At 40.2% G+C, this 16,678-nt stretch carries 10 protein-coding genes and 1 pseudogene; 5 read left to right on the top strand and 6 right to left on the bottom strand.

The genetic code is table 11. The annotated features are described in order from the left end of the window. Window positions 1-6: 6 nt before the first annotated feature. Entirely contained in the window at window positions 7-1,461 is a 1,455-nt protein-coding gene (locus ACTIEV_RS06395; protein ID WP_439516255.1) for a sodium:solute symporter, read from the bottom strand. A 159-nt stretch (window positions 1,462-1,620) separates the two neighbouring features. Here ACTIEV_RS06395 and ACTIEV_RS06390 point away from each other — a divergent pair, with 159 nt between their 5' ends. After that, the gene (locus ACTIEV_RS06390; RefSeq protein ID WP_322194753.1) at window positions 1,621-2,160 is read left to right on the top strand and encodes a TIGR00730 family Rossman fold protein; all 540 of its coding nucleotides are present in this window, start codon (window positions 1,621-1,623) and stop codon (window positions 2,158-2,160) included. On the opposite strand, the gene ACTIEV_RS06385 is transcribed toward ACTIEV_RS06390, so the two are convergent. After that, entirely contained in the window at window positions 2,144-2,740 is a 597-nt protein-coding gene (locus tag ACTIEV_RS06385; protein ID WP_178888026.1) for a hypothetical protein, read from the bottom strand. The two genes, ACTIEV_RS06390 and ACTIEV_RS06385, sit on opposite strands and share 17 nt — an antisense overlap. A gap of 30 nt (window positions 2,741-2,770) precedes the next feature. Next, entirely contained in the window at window positions 2,771-4,192 is a 1,422-nt protein-coding gene (locus ACTIEV_RS06380; RefSeq protein WP_322194677.1) for an FAD-binding oxidoreductase, read from the bottom strand. Between the two features lie 260 nt (window positions 4,193-4,452). Between ACTIEV_RS06380 and pckA the strand changes: the two genes are divergently transcribed. Next, window positions 4,453-6,057, top strand: a complete 1,605-nt coding sequence (pckA, locus tag ACTIEV_RS06375) for a phosphoenolpyruvate carboxykinase (ATP) (protein WP_439516254.1) — start codon at window positions 4,453-4,455, stop codon at window positions 6,055-6,057. Between the two features lie 210 nt (window positions 6,058-6,267). Here the strand turns inward: pckA and ACTIEV_RS06370 are convergent, their stop codons facing one another. The 3 genes from ACTIEV_RS06370 to trpS all read right to left on the bottom strand — a co-directional run bounded on the left by ACTIEV_RS06370 (window position 6,268) and on the right by trpS (window position 9,491). Then, a complete protein-coding gene (locus tag ACTIEV_RS06370) occupies window positions 6,268-7,536 on the bottom strand; it encodes a hypothetical protein (protein WP_439516253.1) in 1,269 nt (422 codons plus the stop codon). Between the two features lie 211 nt (window positions 7,537-7,747). Continuing rightward, window positions 7,748-8,470, bottom strand: a complete 723-nt coding sequence (locus ACTIEV_RS06365; protein ID WP_439516252.1) for a deoxynucleoside kinase — start codon at window positions 8,468-8,470, stop codon at window positions 7,748-7,750. 10 nt (window positions 8,471-8,480) lie between these two features. Then, entirely contained in the window at window positions 8,481-9,491 is a 1,011-nt protein-coding gene (trpS, locus tag ACTIEV_RS06360) for a tryptophan--tRNA ligase (protein ID WP_439516251.1), read from the bottom strand. Between the two features lie 255 nt (window positions 9,492-9,746). Between trpS and recG the strand changes: the two are divergent. From recG to ACTIEV_RS06345, 3 genes and pseudogenes are all read left to right on the top strand, one after another. Further along, window positions 9,747-11,864: pseudogene (recG, locus tag ACTIEV_RS06355) on the top strand (ATP-dependent DNA helicase RecG); the annotation flags it as partial. A gap of 58 nt (window positions 11,865-11,922) precedes the next feature. Beyond that, a complete protein-coding gene (locus ACTIEV_RS06350) occupies window positions 11,923-15,627 on the top strand; it encodes a PKD domain-containing protein (protein WP_439516250.1) in 3,705 nt (1,234 codons plus the stop codon). Window positions 15,628-15,635: 8 nt separating this feature from the next. Further along, on the top strand, window positions 15,636-16,658 hold the full coding sequence (locus tag ACTIEV_RS06345) for a PorP/SprF family type IX secretion system membrane protein (protein ID WP_439516249.1): 1,023 nt from the start codon (window positions 15,636-15,638) through the stop codon (window positions 16,656-16,658). The last annotated feature ends 20 nt before the right edge of the window (window positions 16,659-16,678 follow it).

The raw sequence follows: 16,678 nt of genomic DNA, 5'->3' as shown, positions 1-16,678 counted from the left end.
GAAAAGCTAATTGTGTAAATTTTTTTTCTTCGAAATCAGCATCAATCCTGAGAAAGTAATAGCTCCATTGATAATCAGGAGTTCCAATCCAATTTCGAAGGAGCCGAATATTTGTTTTTGGAATTTATCCAACATCAGACAGATCAATGGCGAGGCAATACAAACGATGGGAACCAGTGTATCATTTACTGAACGTTTCAATAAAATACCAAAAGTAAAAAGACCTAATAATGGTCCATAAGTATAAGCAGCCACTTTCAATATAACACCGATCATACTGCTGCTATCGATCCATTTATACACCATTACAAATAACAAGAATATTCCGGCAAATACGAGGTGTACTCTTTGTCTGATTTTTTTCTTTTGTGCGTCTGTCCAGTCATCTCTTCTTTGTAAACCAATGATATCAATACAAAATGATGAGGTCAATGCTGTAATGGCCCCATCGGCACTCGGGAATAATGCGGAGATCAGGGCGATGATGAATATCACAGATACCAAACTTGGCATATGGTTGAGTGCAATCGTAGGGAAGAGTTTATCGCCTGTTGCAGCTATTCCTTGTGCATCGGCATACAAGTGTAAGAGTCCACCTAGGAATAAGAACAAACCGATTACCGCCAACATGATAAATCCTAAAGTCACTACATTCTTTTGTGAGTCTTTCAAAGTCTTCACAGAAATGTTTTTTTGCATCATCTCCTGATCCATTCCTGTCATGGTGATGGTTACAAAAGCACCTGCAAGAATTTGTTTCAGGAAAAAGAAACGGCTTTCAGGTTCAGTAAAGAATATTTTGGAATATCCTTTATCACCCATGGCAGCAAAGCTTTCAGAGATACCCATATCCAGCTGACTCAAAATATACACCACGCAAATCACTAGTCCAATTAACATACAGGAAGTCTGTAATGTATCGGTCCATACGATTGTTTTTACACCTCCTTCATACGTATACAATAAGATCATCGCCAGAATGATGAGTGTGGTTGCCCAGAAAGGCACATGAAAACTTTCCAGGATTGCATCTTGTAAAATACGCACCACCAAATAAAGACGTGCAGTGGCACCCAGTGTTCGGGATAAGATAAAAAAGGATGAGCCCGTTTTATAGGAGTTCACTCCCAAGCGAGAGCTTAGATAGTTGTAGATGGAAGTGAGGTTCAATTTATAATACAGAGGTAATAATACAAATGCAATTACCATATAACCAATCAGGTATCCCAATGTAATTTGCATGTACGCAAATGATTCTTTGGCAACAGCTCCCGGCACACTTACAAAAGTGACACCACTCAATGAAGTGCCGATCATACCAAATGCCACCAGCATCCAGTTACTATTTCTGTTACCGATAAAGAAAGAATCGTTGTTACTGTTTCTTCCGGTATACCAGGCAACTACCAATAAGATTAAAAAGTAAATGATCACAAAGGAGAACAACAGGAGTGGAGACATATCCAAAGGGTTTATGGCGTTAATACGATCGTTCCCGATAAAGATAGGGGTTGTTTGCGTTTTATTGCAGGTTTTAGTTTTTAAAATTCATAAATAAAATACATCCTCTAATATTCTGCAAACATATTCATGCTTACATTGCGACGTAAATTCAAATCAATGCAGGTAAAGCATGTTGCAGTTTTTTGCGGTTCAAAAAATGGGAATAACCCTCTTTTCGTGGCAGATGCCTCGAGATTGGGCAGGTTAATGGCTGAAAAGAAAGTAACACTGATCTATGGCGGTGGTAATAAAGGATTGATGGGTGCTATTGCCAATGCAGTGATGGAACATGGCGGAAAGGCCATTGGTGTGATACCGGAAGTGTTATTGGAATGGGAACATCAACATGAGGGTATTACAGAATTACATGTGGTGAAGGATATGCATATTCGAAAAAAAATGATGTATGAATTATGCGATGCTGCGATTGTATTGCCCGGTGGTAACGGTACATTGGATGAATTGTTTGAAATGCTTACCTGGAATACATTGAATATCCACAATAAAAAAATTATCCTGCTGAATTCAGCAGGATATTATGAGTCATTGATTGATCATATTGAAAAAATGACCGCAGAAGGTTTTCTATATGAAGACTGGCGGAAACGTTTGATTGTGGCCGACAGTGTTGATGAAGCACTTACTTCTTTCGATTGAGATACATACCAAATCCTGCTCTGAAAACCGGTAATGGATCATTGAACTGATCACGATAAGGGGAATTGATATTTTGTAACACATCAATCATCAATGTTACATAAGAATATTGAGAGCCAACCATTCTGGAACCATAACCAATACCTACCAATAAACTTTCTGCGCTATAGTTGTATTTAAATGTTTGTCCCGATATCACATTCTTTTGTGAGGAGTTAATCCAGTTATATTCCGGTTGTACTTGGACATGTAAAAAATTCACCGGCCAGATACGCAGAAAAGTACCCGCCCCATAATTAAAATTCCGAAAACGTGTATTGCTGAAATCAGAAGCATTTTGTGAAAAATAATTCACGTTCAGTGCTACTCCAGCATCTAACCAGTTATTGAAACTGTATCCAATTTCCGGGTTGACACCTACATTAAAAAAGCGATTACCCAAAGAAAGATTGACGGCGGCACCCAAAAAAGTATTTTCTCTTTTAAACTTTCCTTTCTTTTCATCTGCCTCATTGTTTTGTGCCATAGAAGACAAGCAAAGCAACAAACAAAGAGAGGTTAACAGTATACTGTTTTTCATAGTTGCAGGTGTTTCATCAAAAATACGTTACTAGTTCAGGTCAAAAATCTTTCCGGCATTTAAAATATTGTTAGGATCAAATGCTTTTTTGATTTCTCTCATCAAATACATATTGGCATCACGGAAAACAGTAGATAGATACGGTTTCTGGATCAAACCAATACCATGTTCACCACTAATGGTTCCGCCTAATTTTTGTACCAATTCGAATAACGCCCTTAATGCTTGCGTCATTTCTTCGTTACCATGACTATTCTTAATGGTAGGGTGATTGATTCTGATATGCAGATTACCATCACCGGCATGTCCATAACAAACAGCATGGAAACCATATTGTTTACCCAATTCTTTGACTCCTTTGATTAGTGCGGGTAATTCAGCACGAGGTACTACCGTGTCTTCTTCAATGGTATAACCACTGGTTTTCACCGCTTCTGCCACACGGCGACGTAGTTTCCAGAGTTCTGCTTTTTGTTGTGCGTCATCTGCAAAGAATATTTCTCCTGCATCAAATTGCGTCAAGAGTTCTGCAATGGATTCCATCTCACTCATCAATACATCCATATTGTTGCCATCTACTTCAATGATGAGATGTGCTGCAATAGAATCATCAACAGGAACAGCGGTACTATCTACCATTTGACTTACAATCTTCAATGCATCTATCTCTACCAATTCCAATGCACTTGGTACAAAACCCGCACGGAATATAGCACTTACGGCTTCACTTGCTTTTTCCAAAGAAGCGAATGGTACCAACATCAGCAGATCATATTTTGGGAAAGGAATTAGTTTCAACACAATTTTGGTGACAATTCCCAACGTGCCTTCACTACCTACCATTAACTGGGTTAGATTATAACCTGTTGAATTTTTTAAAACATTCGCTCCTGTCCAAATGATTTCTCCGTTGGGTAAAACCACTTCAAGATTCAATACATAGTCTTTTACTACACCATATTTTACAGCTTTCGGTCCGCCACTGTTTTCTGCGATATTTCCACCGATAAAACAACTGCCTCTGCTACTCGGATCGGGAGGGTAGAATAACCCCTTTTCTTTTACAGCATTTTGTAATACTTCTGTAATCACACCCGGTTCAGTGATGACTTGTAGATTTCTTTCATCGATCGATAGAATACTGTTCATTCTTTCTGTCGATAATAGTACTCCACCCAAATGTGGCAAAGCACCACCACTTAAACCTGTACCTGCACCTCTAGGAGTTACAGGAATACGGTCTTGGTTACAGATCGACATGATGGCAGCAATTTCTTCGGCCGTTCTAGGTTTTAATACCACTTCCGGTAGGAACAAGAGTCTTTCTGTTTCATCGTGCCCATAATGATTCAAATTTTCTTCATCTACTAACACATAGGCGTCCCCAACAATAGATTTGAATTTTTCTACATGTGCAGTTGTAATCAATCCCTTTCCGGCTATAACCCCCATATCTGAATAATTTTGGTAAAAATAATTCCTGTCAGGCACAAGTGTGCAGGAATCTGCGCTTTTACGCTGAATTTTTTATAAAAACTTCAATTTTTTCATGATCAGAGCATAAAATTCACCTGAGTCTGTTGGATTTTTTGAATATCCTACAATGATTTCCGCAAACGATTGATAAACTATAACGTGTAGATATTACATAAAAGAATTGGTGAAATGATTAAACGGTTAATTTTGCCCAACTAACTAACGATTGTTCGTATATGACTGAATCTATGACCCAATTGAATCTGCAACAAATCACAGCATTAGGTTTAACCGGTACCCATCAGCTTCATTATCAATTAAGTCCGGAAGTATTGACTGAGCAAGCCGTATTGAGAAACCAAGGAACGCTGAATGACACAGGCGCTCTTTGTATCAATACCGGAGAGTTTACCGGTCGTTCTCCTCAGGACAAATTCATTGTGAAGGACAGTATCACTGAAAACACTGTTCATTGGAATAATTTCAACATTGCCATTGAAGAGCGATACTTTTTTCAGTTGAAAGAAAAAATGATGCAATACCTCAATGGTAAAGAAGAACTATGGGTTCGTGATGCTTATGCTTGTGCTGATCCGGCTTATCGCATGAATATCCGTGTGATCAATGAAAATCCATGGAGTAATTTATTTGCTTATAACATGTTCCTTCGTCCAACAGAACAGGAACTGGACAATTTCCAACCTGAATGGCACATCATTCAGGCACCTGGCTTCAAAGCTGATCCTGCGGTGGATGGAACACGTCAGCATAATTTTGCGGTTGTTTCATTTACACACAAAACCATCCTAATTGGTGGCACTGGTTATACCGGTGAAATGAAGAAAGGCATTTTTACCATCTTGAATTATGTATTACCCCAACAGAAAAATGTATTGAGCATGCATTGCAGTGCCAATATGGGTAAGGATGGTGATGTGGCTATTTTCTTTGGTTTGAGCGGAACCGGAAAAACAACCTTAAGTGCAGATCCTAATCGCAAACTGATTGGTGATGATGAACATGGTTGGACTGCCAACAGCGTTTTCAATTTTGAAGGCGGTTGTTATGCAAAGACCATTGACTTAAGTGAAGAAAAAGAACCGGAGATTTATCATGCTATTCGTCCGGGTGCATTGGTGGAGAATGTAGGTTTTGAAAATGGCAGCAATAAAATTGATTTTGCGAGTAAAAAGATTACTGAAAATACACGTGTAAGTTATCCGCTTCATTTTATCAGCAATGCTGCTGAACCCAGCATTGGAGGCTTACCAAAAAATATTTTCTTCCTGACTTGTGATGCCTATGGTGTTTTACCTCCAATCAGTAAACTAACGCCCGGACAGGCAATGTATCAATTTATCAGTGGATACACAGCCAAAGTTGCAGGAACGGAAGCAGGTGTTACCGAGCCTAAGTCTACTTTCAGTGCATGTTTTGGCGCACCTTTCTTGCCTTTACATCCCGGTAAATATGCTGAGATGTTGGGTAACAAAATGAGAGAACATGAAGTGAATGTATGGATGATCAATACCGGATGGAGTGGTGGATCTTATGGTGTTGGTAGCAGAATGAAACTCAGCTATACCAGGGCTATGATTACAGCAGCTCTGAATGGTGATTTAGATCATGTGCAATTTGAAGCACACCCGGTATTTGGTATGATGATGCCAGTTACTTGTCCGAACGTGCCTTCAGAAATGTTGAACCCACGTAATACCTGGGCTGATACGAATGCCTATGATGCAAAGGCTAAAGATCTGGCACAACAATTCATCAATAATTTCTCTAAATATGCAGCCGGCGTAAGCGATGAAATTTTACAAGCAGCCCCTAATGCTTAACTGCTGAAGGGTACTCTATAAAGATACTAAACTCGGTCTCTTCGATTGCTTTGTCTGTTTGAGTGAAATCCCGTCCTCGTGGCGGGATTTCTGTTTTGGTCGATGGTCCATGGTCAATGGTTGGGTTATTGCTTATGGTTCATAGCGTATGATTGATGGTCAATAGTATATAAAATAATAACTATAAACCATACGCCATGGACCATCAACTTATTTTTTAAACTCAATAATATACTCAGACATGTACTTCCCCAAATCCGAGTACTTGAAAAATAAGCGAGCTTTTTTTCCTAGTCGCATACTGGTTCGCTTGGCTGCAATATCTTCCGGCGTGTTCAATGGTTGTAAAGAGGGATACCACAATACATGTCCGGGTTTCTGTAATAATAATTGTGGGGTACTCCATTGTTGTGAATGATCATCTTTACCTAGGTCTTTGTGTGGATTGAATGAGATATAGAGTTTATCACCCACCCATGATTGTCCTTCTACACGTCCCATTAACATCACCCAACATTCCAAGTATTCATTCCAGCTAACAGAAGGTCCCCAGTGAAAGCCGCCTTTAGGCGATGAAGCGGCACCTCCTCCTTTTTCTATCGGTATCTGAAGTGATGCGATGGGTTTGCCTGTTCCATCCCAAGGAGCATGGAAGCCTTTACCATCCCAACGTTTCGCTTTTCCTTGTGGATGATCTAAATCCGTTAAAGCGATTTTCGCAATACTGATACATTGTCCACCCCATTCTTGTTTTGCATCATAGCTGAGCGAATCATAAGCATCCGGATAACCATATTCACCATAAAATAAATAAAGATGATCACCTACAGCTACTGCCGAAGGATCGCCCACGCCACCTGCAAAAGTTTTTGAAGTATTGTGTGGTTTCAGAATCATACGTGGTTGTTTATCTTCAAGAAACAATCCTTTATTCTCCCAACTCCATCCACCATTGGTAGATTTCATGATACCAATTCTACAAACAGCAGCGGGGGTGATTCTTTCTGTTAATCCTAATGGCCATTTATGATCTATATATCCTTCATTTGTTGCACTATCATAGGGTAATGTTTCCGGATAATTTTCATTGTGATAAACAGCATACAATGTTTTGCCGGTTTGGTCTTTTGTATCCTGATAGACGGTTTCAAACCAAACAGCACCATGTAATCCGGGTGTTCCTTTGGCTGCATTTAGGGGCATGCTTGGTGCGATATAAGCTGATGCAGGACTCGCAAATACTTCATCTGCATTTTTCCCGGAAGCGAATTTCAGATCATGTGCTTCACCCCAAACCGGGTCTTCACCATATTTACCTGGAAAGATGCGGAGTGTATCACCAATCCATGCCTCAGCCATATTGCAATCCACGAAATTATTGAAGTGAAAAGTGTCGGTGGCTTTTAATGTAAACTCAGGAAGTTTCGTGGAGGTTAATTGACAAGAGATGAGGAATAAAAAAGGAAGCAGACGTTTCATCTTTCGCATTTTGCTTCCCAAGTTATTTATTTATTGCCACTGTCTGTCGGACTCCTTTGGAGAAGGCACAGAAATACACAGAATCATTCAGTGGATTGCTGTGCCTTCAGTGGCATTTTTAATAACCAAAGTACAGTATCCCGCAAAAGAAAAAGCCCCAGATACTTTTGCCGGGCAAGTGTATCTGTGGCTTTATGAAAAAGAGTAGCTTTTAAAATAAGCCAAATAGCATACCATCTACTTTGCTAATGATCTCTCCAAAATGCTCCTCACTTTCTGCGAATTTATTTTTATCGCAATCGATCACCAGCAACTGACCTTCTTTATAACCATCAATCCATTTGTTATAGTACTCATTCAATCGTTTCAAATAATCCAAACGAATATTCTCTTCATATTCTCTCCCTCTTTTTTGGATTTGTGCTACCAGCGTAGGTACGGATGCTTTCAAATAGATCAAAAGATCCGGAGGTTGTACCATGGTTTTCAAAGTCTGAAAGAATTGATAGTAGTTATCAAAGTCTCGTTTACTCATCAGTCCCATTTCATGCAGATTGGGAGCAAAGATGTTGGCATCTTCATAAATGGTTCTGTCTTGTATGACAGTCTCAGTTCCATGATGAATATCCAATAGTTGATTCAGTCTGCTATTCAAAAAATAGATCTGCAGATTGAAGCTCCAGCGAGGCATATCCTCATAAAAATCCATCAGATAAGGGTTGTGATCAACATCTTCAAACTGAGGAATCCAGCGGTAGTGCTTACTCAACATCTCCGTAAGCGTCGTTTTACCCGCACCGATATTTCCGGCTACGGCTACATGTTTTGGTTTCTTAGGTTTCGCCATAAAAATGAAAATACGAAAGTTGAGAGAATTGAGGGGAGAATTTTGGGGAGTCAGTCCATAGTTTACAGTCCATAGACCATGGTCCATGGACTATGGTCTAATAATCCATCCCCACCGCCGTCCTCACCAAGCTGAGTGTCTTACTGGCACTATCTCGAGCTTTATCGGCACCTTGTTGGATGATTTTTTTCAGTAAGTCCTGGTTTTTTTGAATATCTGCAGCTTGGGTTCTGATTGGCTGGATAAAACGGATCATATCTTCTGCCAGTTGTTTTTTCATATCCCCATAACGAATGATACAGTTCCCGGCACTACTGTGATTAAAATCGTCTTCAAATTTTTGAACAGTATCAGACGTACTTACAAGCTTCATCAGGGTAAAAAGATTTTCGATATAATCGGGTTTTACTGCATTAGGTTCGGCCGGACCTTGATCGGTCTTTGCTTTCATGATTTTTTTACGAATATTTTCATCCTCATCAGCCAGGTATAGTGTGTTCATTTGGTTTTCACTCTTACTCATTTTGCCGACACCATCCAGACTTAAAATTTTCACCAATTCTCCGCCGTAGTTGAATGCATAAGGCAGTGGGAGTACATCACCATACCTATGATTAAAACGCTCAGCATAATTACGAGCCATTTCAAGGTGTTGTTCCTGGTCTTTTCCAACCGGTACTTTCACCGCACGATGAATCAGGATATCGGCAGCTTGTAATACCGGATACGTCAATAAACCTGCATTAACATTATCGGGTTGTAGTCTGACCTTCTCTTTGAAAGTGACGGTTTTTTCCAACTCGCCTTTATAAGCCATCATGTTCAAATAGAGATACAGTTCAGCTATTTCAGGAACATCACTTTGAATGTACAATGCAACTTTTTCAGGATCGAGTCCACAGGCAATGTTTTCTGCGATCACACGATGCACACTATTCTTCAATTCTTTTGTATCGGGATGCGTGGTCAGGCTATGCCAGTTTGCGACAAAAAAATAACAATTGTATTCGTCCTGCATGCGCACATAGTTGCGCATCGCCCCAAAATAGTTTCCCAAGTGCAGAAATCCGGTTGGACGGATACCGCTTAAAACAACCTCTTTATTCATGGGACGAAGATAAGGAAGAGAAGCTACAAGCTGCACGCTGCAAGCCGCAAGGCTTTTTTAGTTAGTTGTATTCAAATAATCTCACCTGAAGCTAGTAGCGTGAAGCTTGTGGCTGAAAACCTTCGGTTTTCCCAAGATTGAATTTTCTATATGCCTCCCAGAAAGGATATTTGTAATGGAAGGTAACAGCAAGTCCCGGAAGAAGTATCTTCCCTCGAATCAAGAAATCCCCGAAGGGGTCCTTCGGACAAAGATCAAAAAATCAAAGATCTCTCAACGATATTATCCTCACCCATCGAATACCTCAAAGGCGTCGGTCCGTTGAGGGGCGACTTGTTGAAAAAAGAGCTGCAGATTTTCACGTTCGATGATCTTTTGCATCATTTTCCGCATCGGCATATTGATAAAACAAAAGTGAGTAAAATCAATATGATCAACTATCAAACCGACTTCATCCAAGTAGCAGGTATACTGCAACAATTTGAGATTGTTGGGGAGAAAAGAGCAAAGAGATTGGTTGCTTATTTGAGGGATGATACAGGCGTATTGGAATTAGCCTGGTTTCAGGGAATTAGTTGGGTGCAAAAAAATTTAGTGCCCGGACAAAAATACCTGGTGTTTGGTCGAACAGGATTTTTTAATGGCAGACCCCAGATGGTACATCCCGAAATAGAGCCTTATGTATTAGCCAAAGCAGATGGAAAAGATTATCTGGAACCGGTATATCCTGCAACCGAGAAACTCAAGGCAAGGGGTTTGAATGGCAGGCAATTGGCTAAGTTAACTTTTCAGCTTTTCTCACAAATCAAACCCACAGATATTCCTGAAAATATTCCGGAAACTATTTTCAAAAAGCTGCAATTGATGAATCGGTATGAGGCTTTTTCGAATCTGCATTTCCCGGTATCACAAGAAGCTTATCAATTGGCTCTGCGGCGATTAAAATTTGAAGAGTTTTTTATCGCCCAAATTCGTTTGAATCTGGTTCGTTTACAAAGACATCATAGCAGCAGGGGCGTTGTTTTTGAAAAAGTAGGCGAGTTATTCAATGATTTTTATAATCATCACCTGCCGTTTGAATTAACAGGTGCACAAAAACGAGTGATTCGGGAAATTAGAACCGATACAGGTAGAGGTCATCAAATGAATCGATTATTACAGGGGGATGTAGGCAGCGGTAAAACCATCGTAGCGCTCCTTAGTATGTTATTGGCAGCCGATAACGGCTACCAAAGTTGTATGATGGCACCCACAGAGATATTGGCACAACAACACTACAATGGGTTAAAGGAATTACTTAAGAATATGCCTGTTGAAATTGCATTGTTAACGGGCAGTATAAAGGGAAAAGAGCGAAAGCGAATATTAAGTGGGTTATTGGATGATACCATTCATTTTGTGGTAGGTACCCATGCTGTGATTGAAGATGTAGTTCAGTTTAAAAATCTCGGATTGGTCATAGTGGATGAACAACACCGTTTTGGAGTTGCACAAAGAGCCAGATTGTGGGAGAAAGCTACCGTACCACCGCATGTATTGGTGATGACAGCTACGCCCATTCCCAGAACATTGGCCATGACGGCCTATGGTGACTTGGATTATAGTGTAATGGATGAATTACCACCCGGTAGACAACCCATTACCACCGTTCATCGTAATGAGATGGCAAGGGCCAGTGTGATGGAGTTTGTACGAACAGAAATCAATAAAGGCAGACAAGCCTACTTTATATATCCGTTGATTGAAGAGAGTGAAAAGTTGAGTTATGAAGACCTGAAGCAAGGATATGAACAGGTAAAAAGTTTTTTCCCGGAACCTTCCTATCGTATCAGTATGGTGCATGGAAGACAGTCTGCAGAAGAAAAAGAGACCAATATGCAGCGCTTTGTGCAACATGACACACATATCATGGTGAGTACAACTGTGATAGAAGTGGGGGTGAATGTGCCCAATGCCACTGTAATGGTGATTGAAAGTGCTGAAAAGTTTGGCTTATCTCAATTGCATCAGCTTAGGGGAAGGGTAGGAAGAGGTAGCGAAAAAAGTTTTTGCATTTTATTAACGGGGTCCAAAGTAAGCAAAGATGCCAAAGAACGCATCAATACCATGTGCGCTACCAACGATGGTTTCAAGATTGCTGAGAAAGACTTGGAGCTACGAGGTCCGGGTGATATTGAAGGTACCAGACAAAGTGGGGAACTGAACTTTAAAGTTGCCAGCATTGTTAATGACAAAGATCTATTGGAACTTGCCAAAACAACTGCTGAGCAATGCTGTGAAGAAGATCCAACGCTGGATATGGCAAAGAATTTGCTTTTAAAGAATTACCTAAGGTCACATAAAGGTAAAAATGCTTGGAGTCGCATATCCTGAGAACAACTTTAACACGGTACGGAACGTATATTATAGTAACTTATTAAAAATTTACAGCTTGGCAGCACTGAAGAAAATAGCAGGATTGGTTTTGATACTCATGATGGGTTTCCAAGTAGTGGCGCAGAATTATCTGGAATTTGTAGAGAATAAAGGGCAGTGGGACAAAAAGATTCTTTTTCTTGCCAACACGGGTGTTGGTTCTATCGCTTTACAATCGGATGGCTATCGTGTGTTGCTGCACAATGAAGACGATCTTAAAAAGCTCAATCCACATCCGGAAAATCATCAACATAAAACAGATGTTGTTAAACAAAGTACCGCATTAGATCCTTCTCGTGGTGGTGAGGGTGGAAACGGTACAGATGGTAATTTGGTTCTTCGATCACATACTTATCAAGTTCGTTTTTTGAATGCCAATCCCAATCCACAGATTGTTCCGGATAAAGCTTTACCGACTTACAATAATTATTTCTTAGGGAATGATTCAACGAAATGGGCAACCCATGTCAAGATATATCAAGGGGTTACATTCAAAAATGTATATCCCAATATTGATATCAGGTATTATACCACATCCGGCAAATTAAAGTATGATGTGATTGTTCATCCAGGTGGTGATATTAACAATGTAGCACTCTATTTCGATGGGGTGGATGGATTGAAAATCAAAGAAGGTAAGCTTAGTATCAAGACTTCTGTTATAGAAGTACAGGAGGAGTCACCATATACTTATCAATTATTGCGCAATACTAAAAATGAAATTCCTTGCAGTTTTGAAGTGCGTGGAAATATCGTAAGATTCAAATTGAATGGCATTTATAATAAAGATGCTATGTTGGTTGTAGATCCATCCATTGTTTTTTATGGATATACAGGTAGTACTGCTGACAACTGGGGTTTTACTGCTACTTATGATGGACAGGGAAATTTTTATGGGGGTGGAATAGTATTTAGTAGCGGACGGTTCCCAACGAATAATGGAGCTTTTCAAACTAGTTTTCAGGGTGGTATTACGGAGGGATTAATTTCAGGTACTGATATTGGTATTATTAAGTTTGACCCCTCAGGTGTAAACCGTATTTACGCAACCTATCTAGGCGGATCAGGTAATGAACAACCACATAGTTTAGTAGCGGATGGTGCAGGTAATTTGTTCATTGCAGGAAGAACATCATCAGGTTCAAATTATCCTGTACGCGGGGTAGGTTTGTATGGTACCGGTGGGGGGTTGTTTGATATCATCATATCAAAATTGAGCGCGAATGGTGCTACACTATTAAGCTCGGTAAGAATTGGTGGATCCGGTAATGATGGTGTCAATATACAAGCAAATTATGCTGGAGAATTAACACCTATTAGTATCAGGAGAAATTATGGTGATGATGCAAGAAGTGAAATTATTTTAGATCGAGGAGGTAATCCAATCCTTGCCTCGGCAACCCAATCTAGCAATTTCCCGGTTACTGCCGGCGTATTCCAATCACAACCTGCACAAGCCGTTAATAATCGTTATCAGGATGGAGTGGTCATGAAACTGACGCCTGATTTAAATACCATGTTGTTCAGCTCTTATTTAGGCGGTGATGGAGATGATGCTGCTTTTGTACTAGCAACCCATCCTCAGAATGGTAATATATATGTTGCCGGAGCTACTGCCAGCAATAATTTCCCGGGTAACAAAACAGGTGTTCGATTCCCTACCAATCAGGGTAATATAGATGGCTATGTTGCGATCATTAGTCCTGATGGCTCTCAATTAATACGAAGTAGTTATTTTGGAACTACAGGGCTTGATTTAATCTATGGTGTTCAGTTTGATCGTAATGGATTCCCTTACATTATGGGTACCACCACAGTTGCATGGCCTGTCATCAATGCACCTGTAAATGCGAATGGAAGTCAAACAACCGGAAAACAGTTCATTGCCAAACTTCAACCGGATTTATCAAATTTTATTTATTCAACAAATTTTGGAACAAATAGTGCCAACATCCCAAATATATCACCTACTGCCTTTTTAGTGGATAGATGCGAGAATGTATATGTATCAGGCTGGGGAGGGGATCTGGGATATCCAAGTGCCGGTACACGTGGATTAATCGTTACTCCTGATGCGATTAAAACGGATTCAGATGGGGCTGATCTTTATTTTTATGTGATTGAAAGAGATGCCCAACGTATCTTATTTGGCTCCTTTTTTGGTGCTACAACAGGAACAAGCGGTATCCCAACACCGGATCATGTTGATGGGGGAACGAGTCGATTTGATGCGAATGGCACCATCTATCAATCTATTTGTTCTTGTAAAGGAACAGGTGATGGATCAACTCCAACCGGTTATTTGAGGGGTACAGCAGGTGTTTGGTCACAGACCAATGCAACGAATACCTCATCCGCAGGAACTTGTAACCTCATGGCCATCAAAATTGCTTTCAATCTTGCAGGTGTGGGTGCTGGTCTGAGTGCATCTATCAATGGGGTAAGAGATACGGCTGGCTGTGTGCCAATGACCGTTCAGTTTACAGATACATTGGCTCAGGGACGTGCTTACTATTGGAATTTCAATGATGGCTCGCCTGAAGTAAGAACCACTACACCTACTTTTTCTCATACTTTCAATACAATTGGTGTGTATCGTGTTCGATTGGTTTCGGTAGATTCTACTACCTGTAACCAAACGGATACGGCCTATCTTACATTGCGAGTAAGAGGTGATGAAGCCACTGTAGGTTTTACATCCACCAAATTACCTCCATGCGAATCTTTGGCATTTCAATTCAATAATACCTCTATCGCACCTGCCGGTAAACCATTCACCAATCAAAGTTTCCGTTGGGATTTTGGAGATGGTAATACCAGAATAGCCGGGCCCGGACTGGTTACCCATACCTATGCGGCAGGTGGTACTTATGATGTGAAACTTGTGTTGATTGATACTAATTATTGTAATCATCCGGATAGTGTAGTACAGCAAATCAGAATTGCTCCGAATGTAGATGCACGTTTTGTTACACCGGCAGTGGGTTGTGCGCCTTATAATGCCGTGTTTAATAATACTTCTTTGGCCGGACAACAATTTCTGTGGGATTTTGGTGATGGCAGTACTTCTACTGCTACCAATCCAACTCATCTATATCCCAATCCAGGTACCTATACAGTTCGTTTGATTGCTATTGATAATGCCACCTGTAATATTCGAGATACGGCATTTCAAACCATAACGGTCAGTGGAAGTCCGACTGCAGCATTTACCTATTCTCCCAATCCAACAGAACCAAATACAGCGATTAGTTTTACCAATAATTCGATTGGAGCTACATCTTTCAAATGGTTATTTGGTGATGGAGATAGTACGGTCGGAAATAATATTGACGCACCGGTTCGACATTTGTACAACCAAACCGGAACCTTTAATGCCTGTTTGATTGCTTTCAATGCTGCCGGTTGTAGCGATACTACTTGCCAGTCTATTAGTGTAGTCATTAATGTTGCAGCCAATGTGCCCAATGCATTCTCACCCAATGGAGATGGGAATAATGATCGAATATTTGTACGCGGATTTGGTATTGCAAAAATGACCTGGCGTATTTATAATAGATGGGGTGTACAAGTATACGTGAGTAACAACCCTGCAGAAGGATGGGATGGAACGTATAAAGGAAAATTACAACCACAGGAAGTGTATCACTATACTTTACAGATAGAATTTACCAATGGTGATAAACTTTCCAAGAAAGGAGATATTACTTTACTTAGATAATAGTGTGTATGCGTATTCGTGTTCAGATGATATTGATGGGTTTTGTGTTTTGTTGGCTTGCTGTGCATGTGAGTGGACAAGGATTGAATTTTTCTCAATACTTCAATACACCCATGTTGGTGAATCCCGCGAATACCGGATTTAATCCTGACTTTGATTATCGATTTGGCGGTAATTATCGCAACCAATGGGCCAACGTAGGAACTCCTTTTCGAACCATGAGTTTGTGGGGGGATACCAAATTATTTGGTAACCGTTTTGAAAACGGATGGATGGGAGTAGGGGCTGCTTTATACAGTGATAGAGCGGGTAATGGTAATTTAATAGCTACCAATGGTTATGCCAGTGTGGCTTATCATCAGATGCTCGGATACAATAGTTTACTGAGTGGTGGATTTTCAGTTGGATTCATCAATAAACGAATTGATATCAGCAAACTCAATTTTGATAACCAATGGAATGGACAATTTTTTGATATTGCCATTCCTTCTAATGAGCCATTCTTGTTCAGTCAAACCACCTTTGTTGATCTGCAGGTAGGCATGAACTATGCTTATTTTGCCTCAGATAATTTTTATTTCAATTTAGGTGTAAGTGCACAACATGTGAATCGTCCGCGTGAAAGTTTCTTATCACCTACAGCTGTTGATGCCAGATTGAATCCACGCTATACCGGTTTTGTAAATGCCAGTATCAAGTTTGAAGATCTATGGATCGTGAATCCCAATATCTATGTCAGTAAAATGGGCAATGCCTGGGAAACCGTACTGGGTTTTAACGCCAATCGAAACCTGAGTGGCGATGGTGAACAACAAATGATTTTAGGCTTATACTATCGTCATAAAGATGCAGTGATCCCAATGGTGGGTTATCAGGTGAATGATACACGATTTACCTTCAATTATGATGCTACCATTTCTAATTTAGGCAACATCAATGGATACCGAGGCGCCTATGAAATCTCCATCATTAAAAGCGGCATCTTCTCCAACAGCAGTAATGCAGTGAAATGTCCGACAGTGAGGTTTTAGTGAGTAGTGAGTAGTGAGTA

Origin of the sequence: Sediminibacterium sp. (assembly GCF_051861365.1) — a bacterium.
GTDB lineage: Bacteria > Bacteroidota > Bacteroidia > Chitinophagales > Chitinophagaceae > Sediminibacterium.
Note: the sequence above shows the minus strand (reverse complement) of the source record. Positions and strands in the feature narration are given on the sequence as shown.

Bases quoted from the DNA above. Each gene is read 5' to 3' on its own strand.
- ACTIEV_RS06385 (WP_178888026.1), bottom strand. From the start codon at position 2,740: ATGAAAAACAGTATACTGTTAACCTCTCTTTGTTTGTTGCTTTGCTTG.
- pckA (WP_439516254.1), top strand. From the start codon at position 4,453: ATGACTGAATCTATGACCCAATTGAATCTGCAACAAATCACAGCATTA.
- trpS (WP_439516251.1), bottom strand. From the start codon at position 9,491: ATGAATAAAGAGGTTGTTTTAAGCGGTATCCGTCCAACCGGATTTCTG.
- ACTIEV_RS06380 (WP_322194677.1), bottom strand. From the start codon at position 4,192: ATGGGGGTTATAGCCGGAAAGGGATTGATTACAACTGCACATGTAGAA.
- ACTIEV_RS06345 (WP_439516249.1), top strand. From the start codon at position 15,636: ATGCGTATTCGTGTTCAGATGATATTGATGGGTTTTGTGTTTTGTTGG.
- ACTIEV_RS06365 (WP_439516252.1), bottom strand. From the start codon at position 8,470: ATGGACCATGGTCTATGGACTGTAAACTATGGACTGACTCCCCAAAAT.
- ACTIEV_RS06395 (WP_439516255.1), bottom strand. From the start codon at position 1,461: ATGTCTCCACTCCTGTTGTTCTCCTTTGTGATCATTTACTTTTTAATC.
- ACTIEV_RS06390 (WP_322194753.1), top strand. From the start codon at position 1,621: ATGCAGGTAAAGCATGTTGCAGTTTTTTGCGGTTCAAAAAATGGGAAT.
- ACTIEV_RS06370 (WP_439516253.1), bottom strand. From the start codon at position 7,536: ATGAAACGTCTGCTTCCTTTTTTATTCCTCATCTCTTGTCAATTAACC.